12 protein-coding genes are annotated in these 17,449 nt (G+C 53.3%); 4 read left to right on the forward strand and 8 right to left on the reverse strand.

Going from position 1 to position 17,449, the window contains the following annotated elements; translation table 11 throughout:
* Window positions 1-152 precede the first annotated feature (152 nt).
* Window positions 153-440, reverse strand: coding sequence for a hypothetical protein (locus BUE18_RS21120; protein ID WP_073478169.1), 288 nt, complete (start codon window positions 438-440; stop codon window positions 153-155).
* A 513-nt stretch (window positions 441-953) separates the two neighbouring features.
* A complete protein-coding gene (locus BUE18_RS21125) occupies window positions 954-2,615 on the reverse strand; it encodes a long-chain-fatty-acid--CoA ligase (protein ID WP_073478170.1) in 1,662 nt (553 codons plus the stop codon).
* A 425-nt stretch (window positions 2,616-3,040) separates the two neighbouring features.
* On the opposite strand from BUE18_RS21125, the gene BUE18_RS21130 reads away from it, so the two are divergent.
* Window positions 3,041-4,339 (forward strand): phospholipase A, encoded by a 1,299-nt coding sequence (locus BUE18_RS21130; RefSeq protein ID WP_073478171.1) that lies wholly within the window; start codon window positions 3,041-3,043, stop codon window positions 4,337-4,339.
* 151 nt (window positions 4,340-4,490) lie between these two features.
* Here BUE18_RS21130 and BUE18_RS21135 read toward each other — a convergent pair whose 3' ends face one another.
* Genes BUE18_RS21135 through BUE18_RS21150 form a run of 4 tightly spaced genes read right to left on the reverse strand, consistent with a single transcriptional unit; the run spans window position 4,491 to window position 9,981 of the window.
* Window positions 4,491-5,312, reverse strand: coding sequence for an SDR family NAD(P)-dependent oxidoreductase (locus BUE18_RS21135; protein ID WP_073478172.1), 822 nt, complete (start codon window positions 5,310-5,312; stop codon window positions 4,491-4,493).
* A gap of 12 nt (window positions 5,313-5,324) precedes the next feature.
* Complete coding sequence (locus BUE18_RS21140; RefSeq protein ID WP_073478173.1) at window positions 5,325-8,330, reverse strand: pyruvate formate lyase family protein; 3,006 nt, start codon at window positions 8,328-8,330, stop codon at window positions 5,325-5,327.
* A gap of 41 nt (window positions 8,331-8,371) precedes the next feature.
* Window positions 8,372-9,289 (reverse strand): glycyl-radical enzyme activating protein, encoded by a 918-nt coding sequence (locus BUE18_RS21145; protein WP_073478174.1) that lies wholly within the window; start codon window positions 9,287-9,289, stop codon window positions 8,372-8,374.
* Between the two features lie 11 nt (window positions 9,290-9,300).
* Window positions 9,301-9,981 carry a TetR/AcrR family transcriptional regulator gene (locus tag BUE18_RS21150; RefSeq protein WP_073478175.1) on the reverse strand — a complete coding sequence of 227 codons (681 nt, stop codon included), beginning with the start codon at window positions 9,979-9,981 and terminating at the stop codon, window positions 9,301-9,303.
* A gap of 225 nt (window positions 9,982-10,206) precedes the next feature.
* Here BUE18_RS21150 and BUE18_RS21155 point away from each other — a divergent pair, with 225 nt between their 5' ends.
* The 3 genes from BUE18_RS21155 to secA all read left to right on the forward strand — a co-directional run bounded on the left by BUE18_RS21155 (window position 10,207) and on the right by secA (window position 14,294).
* Window positions 10,207-10,764 carry an LEA/WHy family protein gene (locus BUE18_RS21155; RefSeq protein ID WP_073478176.1) on the forward strand — a complete coding sequence of 186 codons (558 nt, stop codon included), beginning with the start codon at window positions 10,207-10,209 and terminating at the stop codon, window positions 10,762-10,764.
* Between the two features lie 363 nt (window positions 10,765-11,127).
* Window positions 11,128-11,475 (forward strand): PF20097 family protein, encoded by a 348-nt coding sequence (locus tag BUE18_RS21160; RefSeq protein WP_073478177.1) that lies wholly within the window; start codon window positions 11,128-11,130, stop codon window positions 11,473-11,475.
* A gap of 293 nt (window positions 11,476-11,768) precedes the next feature.
* Window positions 11,769-14,294 carry a preprotein translocase subunit SecA gene (secA, locus tag BUE18_RS21165; RefSeq protein WP_073478178.1) on the forward strand — a complete coding sequence of 842 codons (2,526 nt, stop codon included), beginning with the start codon at window positions 11,769-11,771 and terminating at the stop codon, window positions 14,292-14,294.
* 79 nt (window positions 14,295-14,373) lie between these two features.
* Here secA and fusA read toward each other — a convergent pair whose 3' ends face one another.
* On the reverse strand, window positions 14,374-16,440 hold the full coding sequence (fusA, locus tag BUE18_RS21170) for an elongation factor G (protein WP_073478179.1): 2,067 nt from the start codon (window positions 16,438-16,440) through the stop codon (window positions 14,374-14,376).
* A gap of 338 nt (window positions 16,441-16,778) precedes the next feature.
* Window positions 16,779-17,336: a hypothetical protein gene (locus BUE18_RS21175; protein ID WP_139264836.1), complete on the reverse strand. Its 558-nt coding sequence runs from the start codon at window positions 17,334-17,336 to the stop codon at window positions 16,779-16,781.
* Window positions 17,337-17,449: the final 113 nt, after the last annotated feature.

The raw sequence follows: 17,449 nt of genomic DNA on the forward strand, positions 1-17,449 counted from the left end.
GGATCGGACAGGTCTTGGCTTGGTGCGGAAAAACGATCTTCTCGGCTCTTCGTCGGATAAATGGCTTCTTGCGACATGGAATCTCCTTTCAAAAGATGGAAATTCTTATGCCACATCCCGATTAACCCGTGAAGATGCGGTTGTTTAGACGGTTACGTTTGGGTTACGCCAAGCTCTTTGGACATCTGTTTTAAATGCTCTCGGGAGATCTTGTAGCTTTTTATCTGGCCTTCGTCATATTGGACGATTACAACCTTTGAAATATCGATATTTTCGTTTTTAGCATGCACTATCATTTCGCCCTGAAAACCAAACAAAATAATAGCAGCAGCAACAACCAGACATCCCCCCCTTGATAAAACCCATTTCCGACTGGAAACGGTCCATCTGATAAATTGATTTTTCAAAAAATGATAAAGAAGGCCCCTTGCTGATTCCATCCATCCCCTCCGCAAAAAATATTTTATACGGTTTAGATAATGCATTTTTAAACATTAAACAACCATGTATCCATAGGATTCAATTAAAAGAGGCTCATCTGTTGAGTATTTGTTATGAAAGTACGTGTGTAGGCCCCGTTGAGGATGCGTGGGGATGCGGCTTTGTCGGGCAGCCCGAAATATCAAGGGCAAAGCCCCTGGATTTCAGATAGAGGCGGTCAAGAATGACGGATTTCCGATGGAGACATTCAGAAATGTCAGCAAGCGGCGCCCCTGCGTGATGCAGGGGCGCTTGAGAATTACATACTTGTCTACTCTTTTGCGCGGAGCGCATTTTAAAAAGTTTTTGCCCCTCTTTTTTCAAAAAGAGGGCCGCCGGAGGCAGGCAGTTCTCGCAGTTATCTGCCAGAGGCAGGCAGTTCTCGCAGTTAACCGCCGGAGGCAGGCAGTTCTTGCAGTTAACCGCCGGAGGCAGGCAACTTTATTTTTTGCAGTTCAGCAGTTTAGGCTTTTTTATTTTGACTTGGCCAGTTCCTCGTCCCTGAGGACTTTTCGCAGGATTTTGCCTACGGCGGACTTGGGCAGTTCGTCCCGGAACTCGATGATTTTCGGCACCTTGTAGATGGCCAGTTTGGTTTTGCAAAAATCGATGACGTCCTGGGCGCGCAGGTCTTCGCCGGGGCGGATTACCACGTAGGCCTTGACCGTTTCGCCCCTGTAGGCGTCGGGTACGCCGATGGTTACGGCGTCGATGATTTTAGGATGCTGATACAAGACCTCGTCAATGTCCCGGGGGTAGATATTATACCCGCCGGCGATGATCATGTCCTTTTTGCGGTCCACGATGTAAAAATAGCCCTCCTCATCCATAGTGGCGATGTCGCCCGTGTAGAGCCAGCCGTCCCGGAGCGCTTCGGCGGTCTTTTCCGGGTTGTCCCAATATTCCTTCATAACCAGGGGGCCCTTGACGGTGAGTTCGCCCGGTTCTCCCTGGGGGACTTCCTTGTCGCCGGTATCGATGTCCATGAGGCGCACGTCCATGCCGGGAAAGGGCACCCCGATGGAGCCCGGCTTTTTAAGGCCCATAACCGGATTGGCGATGCCCAGCGACGTGGTTTCGCTCATGCCCCAGCCCTCGCTGTAGGCGATGCCCAGGTCGTTCACCTGGTCGATCAACTCCACGGGGATGGGGCCGCCGCCGCTGTTGAGCATGTCCAGCTTTTTGGCGATTTCAATTTCCGCCGCCTTGGGATGATTTACGATGGCGTTTATCATGGTTGGGACGGCAGGCAGGAACACGCTGTTTTCCACTTTGGACAGCAGGTCTATGAGGGGATCGATTTCAAACCGGGGCACCAGAATCATGGTGGCGCAGTTCAAGACCGCCCAGTTGAGGCATACAATGTTGGCGTAGACATGGAAGAAGGGCAGTACGCACACCACAGAACGCTGTTCCGGGGTTTTATACATTTGAGAGGCGGATCCCCACAAAAAGCAGCTATAAGCGGCTGTGACCATATTGGCGTGGGTGAGCACCGCGCCTTTGGGAATGCCCGTGGTGCCGCCTGTAAACTGGATCATGGCCGGATCCGCCGGCGTGATTTCCACCTTGGGCTTTTTTTCGCTTTTGGATTCGTTGAGCAACGTGGAAAAATGACGCCATCCCGGTTCCATCTGCAGGCTTTCCGGGGTGCTGACCTCCGATCCTTCCAAAAAGTCGAAGACCGAAGTGGCGATGATGCGGGGGATGGGCGCCATTTTGACCACTTCCTTCACGTTGGGAATGACCATGTCAAAGGTGACGAAGGTGGTTATCCCGGTCTGCTTGACCAAAGCCGTCAACTCGTCCGGGGTATACAGCGGGTTGAAATTCACCACAATGGCGCCCAGGGACAAAGCCGCATAATAGGCGATAATGTATTGGGGGATGTTGGGAAGATGAAGCCCCACCCGGTCTCCCTTTTTGACGCCGATATCAGCCAGGGCGTTGGCCAGCTTCAGAGACATGATCCTCAGATCCCAAAAACTGATTTTGGATCCGTAATAATCGATTGCCGGCTTGTCCGGCAAAGCGTTGGCGGGAATGTCCAGCAGGCCGTTGACCGGAACCTTGGGGAAGCGATAGCTGGTCTGGACGCTATAATCGTAATGCTGATGCCAAATTCTTTCTTCCATTTCCTACCTCCTGGCTTTGCGGTGAGTCCCTGGAAGCAAGTCCCGGGATATTGCTGTGAATATTATTGGAAAAGACTTTAATTCAGGTAGTTGGGTGCATAAATGGAAATGCGTGGTTGAAATTCAGCCCCATGGAAATGATGGGACGAATTATACGCGAAATCCCTAAAAAAGGTCAAGTTCTAATACATATTGTATAGCGACGCTACATGTTTAATATTCCGAATTGTATTCGTTTTCAGTTCCAGTTTCACAGGATTGAAAATAGATCGCTCTAATGGTTCCCAGGAATTGGCGGGGATGGGCGATTTCTCGGCTAAGCCTCTAATGCCTTGAATCGCGGCTGGGAGCATGCTAATTAGTCCTAAAACACCAAAGCGCAACGTTTTCACTGGCGCCCACGCAAAAGAAAGCGGAAAATCACAATGAAAATCAACGGTTTTAAGGCTATCCTCATCGCCTTTTTAGCCCTGTGTCTTACAACTCCAGCATGGGGAACGATAAAAAAACAAACCCTGGATTTTGTCCTGGCGCCGCCCAGCAGTGAGGTGCAGGCCGGGGGGACGACGCGGTTTTATCTGTACGTGCATAATCCCGAAGACAGGGAGATGCAATTTCAGGGCAGGCCGGTTTTGAAATTCAGCCTGGGGGAATGGCCGGAAAACAAAACGCTGGAGGGGCGCCTGGCTTCTCCCCAATCCGGGGAGGCCGTCGCTATACCCGCCCAGGGCTTTAAAAAGCTGGCATACGACGTGGTTTTTCCCACGGATTTTTCGGGCCTGGCTGTTTTTAAAGTGGACGCTTATCACGCGCCGCCCCTGATGTTTGAAGTGGAGGAGGCCGTACCGGATCAGGCTCAACTGTTCACGGCAAAAGAGCCGGAAATCAAGGTGGAAAAAGAGGGCGCTGAACAGGAAAACGGCGGAGATTTGACTCCGGCTTCTGAAGAAGGAGAGGGCGGCAAGGAAGTTTCGGTGGAAAGCCTGTTCGCTCAATATCAGCCCTATCTGACCAACCTGGCGCCCTACGAGCCCATGTATTTCCTGGTGGGCGCCGACCCCGAGGACAGCAAGTTCCAGTTCAGCTTCCGGTATCGCTTTTTCAAGCCTGAAGACGAATTCACACAAAAACACCCCTGGCTGGCCGGCCTGCATTTCGCCTACACCCAGACCTCTTTCTGGGATCTGCAGTCGGAATCCGCCCCCTTTAAAGACACCAGCTACAAACCGGAATTCTTCTATGCTTCCGGCAACTTAAAAACCCGCCCCGCCTGGATGCACGGCCTGTTTTACCAAGCCGGATTTCAGCATGAGTCAAACGGCCGGGATGAAGAAGCCTCCCGCAGCACCAACTTCCTGTACATTCGCCCCGGTTTTGCTGCAATACACAAAAGAACCAAACTGGGCTTTAGCGCGTCCTCCAAAATTTGGGCGTATATAAACAACGAAGATGAAACCAACCCGGATCTGGCGAGCTATCGCGGCTATTTCGACATCGACCTGAAAGTGGGCAAGGCTGACGGCCTTGTGCTGGGGACCAACTTCCGCCTGGCTCATGAAGGCGCCTCCGTCCAGGCGGACCTGACCTATCCCCTGCATAACCTGATCTGGAAGCACCTGAACCTGTGCCTGCAAGCCCAATACGTCAACTCCCTGGCGGAAAGCCTGCTTCATTATGACGAAAGAACCGAAGCCTTCCGCATCGGCTTCGCCATGGTGCGCTAAAGAAGACCCGAGTGGCTTTAACAGATTTGTTTTATAAGCAAATAGCGGATCAAGTTTGGCTTGATCCGCTATTCTCTTTTGCGCAAAGCGCCATTTACAGGTTTTGATCAAATGTTTTCAAAAGTTTGCCGCCGGAGGCGTTTTTTAGTCTTCATCCTTTTTGGGCGTGTTGTCGGACCATCAGATCAGTAACCCAATTGCTGATCCGGCCGGGGAAAAATTTAACCAAGTAATAGGACATCTTGGCCATCAGGCCGGTGATGACCACAAACCGGTTTTTCTCGATTCCCCGGACAATGTCCCGGGCCACTTTTTCCAACGGCTCGATGCCGGCCATGAGCTTGACGGCCCGGTATTCCTTGGGCAGGGTTTTCAGTTCCTCCTCCACCATGGCCGTGTAAACTTCCGGCGGGCAGACCAGGGTCAGGCCCACGCCTTTGGTTTTAAGCTCCGGCCGCAGGCATTTTGCAAAGCCCACGGCGGCGAATTTGGAGGTTCCGTAGGCGGTGTAGCCCGGCAGGGCCGCCATGCCTGCCAAGGAGGCTACAATAACCAAATGCCCCTGATTTTGTTGCAGATAGGGCAGGGCGGCGGCGGTCATATTACGGACGCCGTAGACGTTGGTCCGCATAACCTGGTCAAACACCTCAAAGGGAGTGTTTTCAAAATAATTTCCAAACCCCTTGCCCGCGTTGGAGATGACCACGTCCGGCGCTCCTGCGGTTTCCACGGCTTTCTTTACGGCCTGTTCCACGTTTTTCGGATCGGTCACGTCCATTGTGTGGATTTCCACCTTTTGGGACAGGGCCTTGCGGTAGTTCAGGAGTAGGCTGCGGGCCTTTTCCAATTTTTCGGGATTTCTGGCAAACAGGACGATGTGGCAGCCTTTAGAGGCCAGCAAGCGGGCGGTTTCCAGGCCGATTCCTGAGGAGCCGCCTGTGATAAAGGCTGTCTTGCCGTGGAGATCTTTCATCAGCATTCCTTCCTACAGCCCGTATTGGGCCCTTTCGATCAATTCCAGTTGCATGTCCCGGTTCAGGGTGATGAAATAGGCGTTATATCCGGAAATCCGCACAAGAAGATTGCGGTAATTCTCAGGATTGGCCATGGCGTCCTTAAGCGTTTCCGAGGTGACGGCGTTTAATTGCATTTGCATGCCGCCCAGATCGAAATAGGTTTTAACATACGAGAACATGTTGTCCACCGTCTGTTCGTGGGTATCGTTAGGTCCGGGCACTATTTTGACGTTAAACGCAATGTTGTTTGTAATGTATTTGGGCGAAAGCCTCGCCACGTCCCGGATGTTGTCCAGCAGGTTGGGCGAGGCGATGGGCTGAGGCGTAAGCCCCGGGGTGAAGGGCTTGCCTTCCAGTTTGCCCGAGGGCAGGGCGCCGCTTAATGTGCCGTATATCACGTGGTTGGACATGGACCAGAACCCCACGGTGTATTTGCCGCCCCGGTAGTTGGTATGGGTTCCGTAATGATCATGGGCGAACTTGGCGACCCGGTTGGCCATTTCCACGGCTTCCTCGCTGCCCGAACCGAACAAAGGAACCTTGTGGGTGATCAGGGCGTGAAGCGCCGGCTCCGACTGAAAATTATCGGCCACGGCCTTTTTCAGGTCGGCGAAGCTGACGGATTTGTCATCATACACCAGCTTTTTGATGGCCATGAGAGAGTCTGTCACGTCGGCCAGGCCGATGCAGGCGGCGCCGGAGCTATTGTACCGCGCCCCTCCGTGGGTGACGTCCGTGGCTGTGCTGATGCAGTCGTCAATGAGCGAGGACAGGAACGGGGTGGGGCGGATGGCTTGGTGGGCCAGCCCCATAAGGTTGTTGTATTCCACGGATTGATCGATCAGGAAGGCGAACTGCTCGGTGAAAGCCTCGAAAAAATCGTCAAAGGTTTTGAAGGCGCCTTGCGCGGGTTCGCCGGTCTCCGGCCCCAGCCGCCAGTTCATAAGCGGATGAAGTCCGTTGTTAAGCGCCATTTCCAACGCGGCCACCATGTTCATCATCTGGAAATTGGTGTGGCCGATATGCCTGCCCGATAGGGTGGGCTCCACGCAGCCGGTGGCGGACCAGTTGTTCAGGTCCTCCTGGGCGTAATTGAATTCCTTTAGGGACTCAATCACGGCCTGGTCGCTGTGGAGTGAGGGCGTGGCCGCCGTGATGAGGTTGACCTCGCACAAGCGCTTGAGATAGGCGTCGCTGTTCTTCTCCCTGTTATACCGGGCGTTTACGTTGGGATCCCGAATGCCCAGCATTTCCGTGACTTTCAGGAAAATGTAGGTCATGTCGTTCACCGCGTCCTCTCCTTCGGGAGTGACGCCGCCCAGGGTGATGGCCTGATCCGAGGAGCTTCCGCCGAAATACCAGTTGGCCAGGTCCGGGGTCAGGGGCAGATGGTCGGTGCAGCGCATAAACAAGCACCCCACAAGCTCGATGGCGTGTTTGATGTAGGCTTTCCGCTCCTTTTCATCGGAGATTTTTTCCAGATCCGCTTCGTAATAAGGCTGCAGCCATTGATCCAGGCGGCCCATGGACAGCCCGGCGTTGGTGTTTTCCATGTGCATGCCGACCCATGTAATCCACACGGCGTTGACGGCTTCGTCCAGGTTTCGGGCCGGATTTTCGATCACTTGGGCGCAGGCCTGGGCGATTGTTTCCAACTCGGCCTTGCGTTTGGGATCGGTTTCCCGTCGAGCCTCTTCGGCCGCCTGGGCCGACAGTTTTTTGGAGTAGACGATCATGCCCTCCATGGAGTGGATCATGCCTTCCAGCAGACCCTTTTCGCGCTCCGACAAGCCTTCCCGGCTCAGCTTCCCTTTGATTTCGGCTATGACGCCGGACGCGCCCATGGACAGGATTTTGGGGAAGTCCGGAATGGTATGGGAGAGAGCGGCCTGTTTGAAGATGAAGTAGACGGCGTAGCGTTCGTCAATGGCTTGGCACAAGGGTGATTGGTAATTATACCTCACCCATTCCTTGAAGTTTCTATGGATAAAATATGGAAATACTTCGTGATGAAGCAGCCTGACCGTATCTTCCGAAACATCGTAGGGATTCAAGGAACGATGGGGAACCGTGTATAATTCCCCCCAGAGCATGGCGCCATGGGCGTCGGGATACACGATCACCCCGACCTCCTTGGTGGTGGAGGTTCCGGCCAGAAGATCGTCCTTGCGGATGATGGGCTTGCGGTTTTCCATGAGGTGCTTGAATGCCAGGCCCTGGCGCAATTCGGGTATCCAATCATTACCCGAAGCGTCTTTTTCAAACCCGTGCTCCTTGAACCAGTCAGTCAGGATTTTCGGCCGCTCCGGGCAAATCTCCCCTTTTTGGGTAAAGTGGATGTCCAGAAATTTTGCCAGCCTGGGAAAATCGCTCAGGGAATATTGGGAGAGATACGGATCATCCAAAAATCGCACCCCAGGGTCCACCTTTTTTCCCTTTATTCGATGGTTTTTTCTATCCAACAAGGCTTGGCTCAACTCCGGCTTGGAGTCAGGAACAAGCTCTTTGGCTTGTTTGGCCGAAGCCTGTTTTTCCTTTTCAAGGAGCTTGTATGCTTTCTTTTTTAATAGTAAATTAAGATAGAAAAACAACAAGTTAAGATATGTCTGGTTGCCCTGGGTCCGGAGTTCGCTTTTCAACAGCATGAAAATCTGCTCCGTGGGCGTGCTTCCCAGGAGTTTGCGCACGGTCTTGTCATCCCGAAAGATCAGGGAGATGTCGCAGGGATCGGGCGCGATGGACGGGACAAAGGCCTTGCCGTCCTTAAAGACGATGGAGGCGTTCAGGCTGTTGTTTTCCGTACGCAGGTTGGCGCTGAAATTCATCCACCCGTCCACGCTTTTAAGATACTTGTTCAAACCCGGCCGGAGGTTGAAATTCAAGGCCATGAGCCTGAGCAGGTTTTTAATGAGCAGGTTGGTGAAGGAAAACCCTGGTTTTGATGACGAACCATTGGATTGGAATTGAAACAGCATGGCTATCTTCCTCCATGGGCCGGAGAGGCCCGGATAGGGCGTTACCCCAGTTGAATGCCGGCTGCCAGGAAGGCCTCCCGGCAGGCCTGAAGCCTGTTTTTATCCAGAAAAGACTGCATGGCCGGGGCGTCGCCCCGGGAGTCTTTGACGCCGATCTTGAAATTTTTTTCTTGCCAAAGCGGGTGATAGGGCAGCACATCGGCCTTTTTCACGCCGCACTCCTGCAAAAAAGCAACGACGGCCCGCATGTTTTCATCCGAATCCGTAATGCCGGGAATCAAAGGCGTGCGCGGCAATATTTCCACGCCGCCTTCCTGATACAATTTGTTCAAAGCCTTAAAATTTTTAAGGATCACTTCGTTGGAGGTCCCGCAATACTCCTGGTGGTCAGCTTTGTCCATGATCTTGATGTCCATATAAATTGCATCGATATGGCGATAGATTTTTTCCAGAAAATCCTCCATGCGGAACATGCCGCAGGTCTCCACCAGAACGTGAATTTCCTGCTCTCTAAAGGCCTGAACAAGGCGGCTCAGATAGTCCATGGACAAAGTGGGTTCTCCGCCTGATAGGGTGACGCCTCCGCCCGAGGTCTTAAAAAAGGGCTTGTCCCGGGCCACTTCCCGGACAATGGCGTCAATCTCCATGACCTTACCCACCCGGGAGAGGGCGCCGGAAGGGCAGGCCTCTATGCATTGCATACACAGGGCGCATTTTTCCCGATCAATAAAAAATGGGTTGTCCGGCGAAAGAGCTTTTTCCGGACAGATTTCCATGCATGTATCGCAATGCACGCAGTCTTTGGGATCGTAGGAGAGTTCTAGCTCCCGCCTTTTGCTTTCCGGGTTGTGGCACCACATGCAGGATAGGGGACACCCCTTGAAAAACACCACGGACCGTATGCCCGGGCCGTCGTCCAGGGAGTTTCCCTTGATGTCCAGGATCAAAGGTTCCTTCATAAAAAAAGCTCCTACGCAGTGGAAAGGCTGCGTTCCGGCAATTGAATCCGCTCCAGACGCCGTAAAAAATCCTCCCGGATTTCCTCCCGCATGCCGGGAACCAAATCCATGGGGCCGGAATGCATGTATTGAAGCAAGGTATTGTTATAGCTGGCTATAAAGCCATGCAGCCGCGTAAATATGGAAATCAGGACCTTTCGAGCGTCCTCTTCCCGGATAAAGAATCCGGGGGATGCGCAAGCCCCAATGGCGTCAACAAAAAGATCCACCATTTTTAGAGCAGCTTGCAATTCCAGCAGGGCGGCCGGCTCCATATCGCTGCCCACGTAATCGTTGTACTTGGGCACGTGCCATGTAAACATGAGGTTGTACGCATGGGACTCGTTCAACCCAAAATCCAGAAAGGCCGAAACCATGGCCTCGATGCGGTCCAACGGCTCGTCTTGGGAATCCCGGGCCTTTTCGCATTGGCGATGGAGCCGGTTAAACCCCTTGGTGAGAATAGCCAAGTAAAGTTCATCTTTGTTTGTGTAATAATTATAGATGGTTTTGGCGGCGATTCCCAACCTGGCCGACAACTTGCGCATGCTGAAGCCCTCAAAGCCCTTCGCGGAGATCAGTTCCACGGCGTGAGCCAGAATATTCTCCCGAAATGCTTCCACTTCCTGCGGCGTGCGCGGGGGCTTGGGCATGGCGTATTTCCTATTTTGCAAAGGCCAAGAAATGAGATTTGGTTCGTCAATCAAGGCCGATTTGACGATAGATTAAAGTAACAGCGTTACTCTTTCGTGTCAACAGGAAAAATACCATTGTTTTCACGCTGGGTTGCTCCAAATCCTTGACCGGAGTAGCGCGTGTGGTATTGTTAGACCAAAGGTTTCTAAAACATGGTAAACAAGCATATCAGGAGATTGTAGATGAGAAATATCGCTCTTTTTATAGCCGCCGGCCTGTGCATCCTTGCCTTATTCTCTTGCGCCACCTTTGGGGTGGGATACAAAGCTCCTGAAGTCACCCTGGCCAGTATCGCCGTGCAGGACGCCACGTTATTTGAGACCTCGTTCAAGGTGAAACTGCGCGTGGTCAATAAGAACGCCGACCCATTGCAGGTAGCGGGTTCGGAAGGGGACATCTATCTATCAGGAAGCAAGCTGATCTCCATTGTGTCGGGCCAGCAGGCCGAGGTGCCTGGGTTTGGGTCCCAGATTATCGAGGCGGAAGCCCACGCCTCCAATTTGAATCTTGTTCCCTTATTGGCGAAACTTCTTGTTCAACTGCAATCAGGCCAAGCCGTGGAAGACGTGGATTACAAGGCCAGCGGGGTGGTTCATCTGGTTGGCGGAGGTTTTTTTTCCGGCCGGGTTCCATTCAAGACCACAGGCGTGCTGCCCTTGAGCGCCGTCCAGAACCTGCACCAGGGACTGGTTGATCCGGGCAAGTACGTAGCTCCCCTGACGCCTTTGACGGCGCAATAAATGGGGTCAAGTCTACGTTTGACGTTTGAGGAGTTTATGTTGGTTGGATGGATGAACAAAACCGCCCGGGAATGAGGCGTCCGATTTGGAAGGGTGAACCTTTTGTCGGGTCGCTTCGCATGAGGACTCAGGACTCCATACCATTTCGGGAAGATTTTGCGCTTCCGTATTCTACATTCATCCCGGAAAGCTCCGCGTAACCCGACCCACATAACAACTTGAAATATTGGTGATTTTTGTCGGGTCACGCGGAGCGGTGAAAACGCATTTGAATCCTGACGGCGCTATTTCGCCGAATGCGAGCCCAAAACCTAAAAATCTCGCGCGCAGCGACCCGACAACAAATTGGAAAGTTAAAATATAATGAATTCCGTCAATAAAGACCTGCTTTGTCCTGTTTGCCGTCAGCCCATGGAAGAGGGCTATCTAATTGCCAAAGCCGAATCCGGGCCTGTCAACTTTTTCATGGGCTTTTCCGCTGGAGTCAAAACCAAGCTGCTCTGGTCTGGTAAAAAGTGGACGTTAAAGCAGGAATCTCTGGAATCAAAAAACCGGTATGAAGGCGCCAGATGCCCAAAGTGCGGCTTGGTTCTCTTCTTCTCCTCCTCCCCCAAACACTCGAATGCCGATTCCGGTTTGCTCGTTAAATTTTGCCTTCTTATGTTGGTCATAGCCGCTTTTTTCCATGTCTTATCATTATTTCGCGTTTGATCCGATTGCCGACTCCGCAAATCATGCTTATATTTTACCAATGCAAGAGGAAGAGGAAAAATACCCCCGTCTGAACCAATTCTTCTTGTATGCAGTTGTTAAATTTGGATTTTCAAGCCAAACAAGGGCTTGTGCAGGAGCAATGGTTTTGCTATACCCCCAATACGCACTCGCACGCTGGCGGCGCCATGCCAATCTTCCAAAGGAAAAGGCGTCCACGGCTTTCAGCCCATCCGGTTTTACGAGCATAACCTGTTAAGTCAATACGTGTATTCTGAAAGGCGAAATTTTAAATGATAGGCGAAACCCTAGCAAAAATTTTCGGCACCAAAAATTCCCGGGTTATTAAATCTTTCCGTCCAACGGTTAATCACATCAATGAGTTGGAGCCCAAGTACCAGGCCATGAGCGACGATGAGTTGCGGGCTCAAACCGAGGTGTTCAAAAAGCTGCTGGCTGACGGCAAGACTCTTGACGACATCCTGTGCGACGCTTTTGCCGCGGTTCGCGAAGCCTCCATCCGCACCCTGGAAATGCGGCATTTTGACGTGCAGCTTATCGGCGGCATCGTCCTGCATCAGGGAAACATCGCGGAGATGAAAACCGGCGAGGGCAAGACCCTGGTGGCCACGCTGCCCGCTTATCTGAACGCACTGACCGGCCGGGGCGTGCATGTGGTTACGGTGAACGATTATTTGGCCGCGCGCGACACCGAATGGATGGGCCAGATCTACCGGTTTTTGGGCATGACCGTGGGAACCATCGTGCACGGCCTGGACGACGACGAGCGCCAGGAAGCCTATAACGCTGACATCACCTACGGCACCAACAACGAATTCGGCTTTGACTATCTGCGGGACAACATGAAGTATTCCCGGGGCCAATTCGTGCAGCGGGACCATCATTTCGCCATCGTGGATGAAGTGGACAGCATCCTGATCGACGAAGCCAGAACGCCTTTGATCATTTCGGGCCCTGCGGAAAAATCCACCCAGTTGTACTATCAGGTGGACGTGGTCATCCCCAGGCTCAGGGAGGAGGATCATTACACCATCGACGAAAAAGCCCGCACCGTTGTGCTGACGGAAGAGGGCGTCAGGGTGGTGGAGAGCGGACTCGGGGTGGACAACCTGTACGACCACAAAAACATGGAAATTTTGCACCATGTCAACCAGGCCCTGAAGGCCCACACCCTTTTCAAAAGAGACGTGGACTACATCGTCAAACAGGGCGAGGTCATCATCGTGGACGAATTCACGGGCCGCCTCATGCCCGGCAGGCGCTACAGCGACGGCCTGCATCAGGCATTGGAAGCCAAGGAAAAGGTGAAGATCGAAAACGAAAACCAGACCCTGGCCTCCATCACTTTTCAGAACTACTTCCGCATGTACGAAAAACTTTCGGGCATGACCGGCACGGCGGACACGGAAGCGCCTGAATTCAAAAAGATTTACGACCTGGACGTAGTGGTCATCCCCACCAACATGCCCATGATTCGTAAGGATTTCCCGGACGTCATTTATCGTTCCAAGCGGGAGAAGTACGAAGCGGTCATCAATGAAATCCAGGAATTGCACCGCAAAGGCCAGCCGGTTCTGGTGGGCACCATATCCATTGACGACTCTGAAACCCTGGCGAAAATGCTTAAAAAGCGGGGCGTGCCCCACAACGTACTGAACGCCAAGAACCACGAAGGCGAAGCCCAGATTGTGGCCAACGCAGGGCAGGCGGGCTCCGTCACCATCTCCACCAACATGGCCGGCCGCGGTACGGACATCAAGCTGGGCGAGGGCGTCAAGGAACTGGGCGGCCTCCACATTCTCGGTACGGAAAGGCACGAAAGCCGCCGGATCGACAATCAGCTCCGGGGCCGCTCCGGCCGTCAGGGCGACCCGGGCTCCTCCCGTTTTTATTTGTCCATGGACGACGATCTGCTGCGCATTTTCGGCGGGGAGCGCATGTCCAAAATTATGAACACCCTGGGTATGCAGGAAGGCGAGCCCATTGAGGCTAAAATCCTTTCCCGGGGCATTGAAAACGCCCAGGCCAAGGTGGAAGCTCACAACTTTGAGGGCCGTAAACATATTCTGGAATACGACGACGTCATGAACCAGCAGCGCGAGGTGATCTACCGCCAGCGCCGGGAAATCCTCAGCGGCGAGAGCCTGCGGCCCAATATCGAGGCTATGATCGAAGATTTGACCGAGGGCATTGCAGCCGTCCACGCAGACGACCGGACCCACGCCAAAGACTGGGACTGGGATGCCATCAACGACGATATGTACGCCCAGTTCGGCATTCGCGTTCAAGTCGACGACGAAATCAAAGATAAAATCAAGTCCCAGGAACTCGGAGATATCCTGTACCAGACCGCCATTGAGGTCTACGACGCCAAGGAGAAGTCCATTGGCTCCGACCAGTGGCGAAACCTGGAGGAGTACGTCATGCTCCGGACCGTGGATTCCCTGTGGAAGGACCATTTGCTTTCCATGGACCACCTGCGGGAGGGTATCGGCCTCCGGAGTTACGCTCAGCAACAGCCCTTGATCGTTTACAAGAAAGAGGGCTTTGAAATGTTCCAGGAGATGATCGATAAGATTCAGGAGGAAGTGGTCAAGCTGCTTTTCTTCGTACGCTTTGAGGAAGAGCCGGAAAAAATCGAAGAGATCAAGCCCAAGGAACAGGAAATGACTTTCTCCCACGGCGGCGATCAGGCCGTGAAGAAAAAGCCGGTCCAGCGCAAGGACGACAAAGTCGGCCGGAATTCGCCTTGCCCCTGCGGCAGCGGGAAAAAATACAAGAAATGCTGCGGCGCGTAGATTCACATCTATAAATGCAAAAAGGGGAAGCCTCCGAGCGAAGGCTTCCCCTTTTTTAATGCCTATGGAATGAAAGGAATTATTCTTCCTTTTCTGCGGCCGCCGCCTCGATGATCTTCTGGGCGAGCTGAGCCGGCACTTCGTCGTAATGGGAGAATTCCATGGTGTACATGCCGCGGCCGCCGGTCATGGAGTTAAGGTCCGGGGCGTAGGTCAGGATTTCGGAAAGCGGCACATGGGCTTCCACCACCTGGTTTTTGCCCTTGGAGTCCATGCCGAGCACGCGGCCCCTGCGGGAGTTCAAATCGCCCATGATGTCGCCGGTGAAGTCGTCCGGTGCGATAACGGCGATTTTGTATATAGGCTCCAACAGCACGGCGCCAGCATCCGGGATGGCTTTTTTGAAAGCCAGAGCGCCGGCGATTTTAAAGGCCATTTCCGAAGAGTCCACCTGGTGGAAGGAGCCGAAATCCAGGGTGGCTTTAAAGTCCACTGTGGGGAAGCCGGCGAGAACGCCCTTGACTGCGGTTTCCACGATGCCCTTCTCAACGGCCGGGATGTAAGTCTTGGGAATTACGCCGCCTACAATGGCGTCCACAAACTCAAAGCCCGCGCCTCTTTCCATGGGCTCGAAGGCCACCCAGCAGTCGCCGAACTGACCGTGGCCGCCGGTCTGTTTTTTATGTTTGCCCTGGACGCGGACCTTTTTCTTGATGGTTTCGCGATAAGGCACCTGAGGCAGGTTCAGGTTAACGCTGACGCCGAACTTGCGGTTCATTTTTTCGACGGCGTTTTCAATATGCACCTGGCCCATGCCGCGGACCAGGATTTCCTTGGTTTCTGCGTTGCGGTCCAGCACCAGGGCCGGATCTTCTTCCGCGATTTTGGTCAGGGAGGAGAAGATTTTTTCTTCGTCGCCCTTGGCCTTGGGAACCACGGCGTAGGAAATCAAGGGGTTAGGAATCTCAGCAGGCTTGATGATCAGCTTGCGGGAATCGTCGCACAAGGTGTCGCCGGTTTTGGTGTCCTTGAGCTTGGCAACGGCCACGATGCTTCCGGGGCCTGCCTGGGTGACGGGCTTGGTGTCTTTGCCGAACACGGTCAGCAACTGGCTGAAGCGTTCTTTGGAGGAGCGGTTGACGTTGTAAAAGCCGCCGTCGCCGCCCAGAGAGCCGGAGAAAACGCGCATGACGCTCAGGTTGCCTGCAAAACCGGCCATGGTTTTGATGACCAGAGCAGCAAAGGGCGCGTCCGGGTCCGGGGGCAGTTCCACTTCCTCTGCGTCGGCGTTATCCAGGTATCCCTTGATGGCGGGCCTGTCGTAGGGGCAGGGCATGGCGTCGATGAGGAAATCCATGAGCAGGTCCACGGCCACGTTTTTGGTGGCGGAGCCGCAAAGCACGGGGGCGAAAATGCCTTCGAGGGTTCCTTTTTTCAGGGCGGCCTTCAACTGGTCGTTGGAGGGCTCTTCGCCTTCCAGGTATTTTTCCAGAAGTTCGTCGTCCGCTTCAGCAACATTTTCTATAAAGGCTTCGCGTTGTTCTTCCACCATGTCGGCCATATCGGCGGGAATCTCGATTTCGGAGGCCTTGCCTTTGTCGTCGTAAACGTAGGCTTTCATTTTCAAAAGGTCCACCACCCCGTTGAACTCATGCTCTTTGCCGATGGGAACCTGGGTGATGATGGGCCTGAGAGTGAAGGATTCTTCCGCGTCCTGGACGGTTTTCAGGAATTCGGAGCGTTCCCTGTCCAGCCTGTTGACGAAGATGCAGCGGGGCAGGCCGTATTCGTCGGCCAGTTCCCAGGCCTGTTCGGTCTGCACCTTGACGCCGTCCACGGCATCGATCACCACGATGGCCGCATCCGCGCCCTGGAGGCACAAACGGGTGTCGGAGAAAAAGTTCTGGTCGCCGGGGGTGTCCATTATGCTAAACTCGTGTTTCTTCCAGCCGCAAGTGGCGAAACCCGTGCTGATACTGGAGGTCCGTTTCAGTTCCTCCGGCTCAAAGTCCATGGTGCTGTTTCCGTCTTCCACCCGGCCCAACCGGTTGGTTGTTCCGGCGTTGAAAAGGATTGCTTCGGCCAACGATGTCTTGCCAGCGCCGCCATGGGCTATTAATGCCACGTTTCTTAGTTTTTCATTCATGAATACCCGGTCTCCTTTTTCGTGATATTTTAAAACCTTAGCTTTGTAGGTTTATAAGTGCTATCTGCAGTCCCTCCTCAATCAGGCCTAATACGCCCCTTGACCCTAAAGAAAACGGAAACGTAGCCTCAAACAACAAAAAAATCAACCCTTTTTGGGAGAGTATTTGCTTTATATTAGGCTTTGGTGTTTGTTTTGATTAAACTTATCGGATTCGATCCGCCCATTGTCTTCCCCATGGATAGAGGAGAACAAGATTCTCCAAAGGATGCCAAGTCTCATTTGAGCCAATTCCTGTGGTTCAACAACGAACCTCATCGAAGTGCTAAGCCCCGCCCTTAAAAGGGCAATTCGTCCGGCGCTTTGGGCGGCCACCAGCGATATTTATCCTGCTCGATCACGTATTGGGTGATGCCTGGAACCTCGGAGGCGTCCAGCATTCTTTTGAAGTCTTCCACGGACTGGCTTTCCGCCGCCTTGACACTCATTTCCGGGGATAGGGAGTACCATACCGCATCGGGGATGTCGCGCGGAAGCCTTCTGGATTTATCACAGCGCTTTTTCATGGAGTTCCGGAACCATTTTTCCCAGACGCCCCATTGTTTCCCATCAACAAGCCGATGCCCCCAGGGGAGAGAGACGGTTTTGTCGGCGCCGTCTTTATAATCCACCAGTTTGTATAGGCGGAAGTCTCCGCAGCCGGAGATATTCATGGAAGCCATGGCGTCGCTGGCGCCGGGAGCGTGTCGTTCGTAAAATGCGACCATCACTTTTTCCGAGGGAAAATCCAAAACCTGCAGGCCCACCTCTTTCTGGCCGCCGGCCGAGGCGGCAACGGGAAAAATCAGGCAGACTAAACCACACATCAGGCAGCAAGCCCATGCTGCAAAGCGCATACGCATCGTTCACTCCTCATCAATATTCCGGGATCATTTTGTATTTGCGGCCGACCATGTCACAGCGATTGGGGCGGCCGCACTTTGCTATAGAAATTTTTAGAATAATATAC

This window comes from Desulfatibacillum alkenivorans DSM 16219, assembly GCF_900142135.1.
Classification (GTDB): domain Bacteria; phylum Desulfobacterota; class Desulfobacteria; order Desulfobacterales; family Desulfatibacillaceae; genus Desulfatibacillum; species Desulfatibacillum alkenivorans.